This is a genomic window from Sphingobium trunci (assembly GCF_022664535.1).
GTDB lineage: Bacteria > Pseudomonadota > Alphaproteobacteria > Sphingomonadales > Sphingomonadaceae > Sphingobium.
The window spans coordinates 1-1,498 of record NZ_JAKUJY010000062.1; the positions used below are offsets into that span (position 1 = coordinate 1).

At 62.2% G+C, this 1,498-nt stretch carries 1 protein-coding gene; it reads left to right on the forward strand.

The window, feature by feature from the left end; genetic code table 11:
* Positions 1-260: 260 nt before the first annotated feature.
* Positions 261-1,466 (forward strand): IS110 family RNA-guided transposase, encoded by a 1,206-nt coding sequence (locus MJ601_RS21735; protein WP_242130476.1) that lies wholly within the window; start codon positions 261-263, stop codon positions 1,464-1,466.
* Positions 1,467-1,498 lie beyond the last annotated feature (32 nt).

Below are 1,498 nucleotides of genomic sequence, written 5' to 3' on the forward strand. Positions count from 1 at the left end.
GCTCACTGGAGTACCTCCCTGCTGTTGGACGCGGAGCCGCGTAGCGGCGTAGTGTTCAACAGCCCGAGCATCTGCCGTGACGACCAAAGATGCTCGCCGCTCGACGGCCCGCATGAGACCCGTCGCGCGGCAGGTGCCGGGAGACCGCAACGGACAACAGGGTGTAGCGCCAGAGCTTGCCGGCCAGAGCGCCTATCAGTGAGCGATCCGTCCGATCTCCCAGCTCGGGTGCTTTTACACCCATTGGAGGAGGTTGGCATATGACCTTGTATGCGGGGCTGGACTGGGGCGGCGCGAGCCACTCTATCTGTGTGGTCAATGATAGCGGTCAGATAGTAGCACGCTGGGATGCCCCCCATGATACCGCTGGGCTCACGACCCTCATAGTATCCCTGCGCAAGCTGGCGCCACCGGGAGAACTGCCCATCGCTATCGAACGACCGACTGGGCTGCTCGTCGATACCTTGGTCGACGCTGGGCATCCGATCGTGCCGATTCACCCTAATGTCGTCAAAGCATGCCGCCCGCGATACCGGGCGGCCGGGGGCAAATCCGATCCCGGCGACGCCTATATGCTTGCCGACATCCTGCGTACCGACGGACACCGTTTCCGTCCGCTCAGTCCCATCTCTGACGACATTCGGGCCCTGAGAGTCCTGGTGCGCGGCCGGGATGATCTGGTTACCCAGCGCATCGTTCTGGCCAACCAGTTGCGCAGCTTGCTCGATAGCTTTTGGCCGGGGGCCGCTGCCATATTCGCAGCAATCGACAGCCCCATCGCTCTCGCTTTCGTCAGTCGATATCCCACGCCTGACAGCGCGGCACGGCTCGGAGAGAAGCGACTCGCCAGCTTCCTGGCTCAGCACAGCTACTCGGGGCGCAGATCCCCTGCTCAACTCCTTGAACGGCTTCGTGACGCCCCGGTGGGGCACGCCCAGGAAGGCGAAGTCGATGCGACTGGAGAGCTCGTGCGCGCCCTCGCAATATTGCTCGAACAGCATGTTCTCCAAATTGCCAAGCTCTCCGCACGCATCGAGCATGCGGTCGCTCAACTTCCTGATGGCAGGATCATCATGTCCTTCCCTCGGGCGGGTCGGATTTGTGCGGCCCAGATCCTCGCAGAACTGGGAGATGTCCGGCGGCGTTATGTCTCCGAGGACCATCTCGCTGCGGAAGCCGGCGTCTGTCCGGTCACTCATGCTTCTGGTAAAAGCCGCGGTGTCGTCTTCCGATGGGCCTGCAATCATCGTCTCCGCCAAGCCATCATCTGCTTCGCAGACAATTCCAGGCATGCCTCGCCGTGGGCAGCTGACATTTACCACCGAGCTAAAGCGCGAGGCTGCACCCATCAGCACGCCGCGAGAATCCTCGCTCGCGCATGGATCCGCATCCTCTGGCGCGCTTGGCAAAACCACACCGAGTACGATCCCGATCTCCATGTCGGAGCGCTCAAACTCGCCGCATGACATTATGGGGGTGGACACAGGGTGTCTCATGC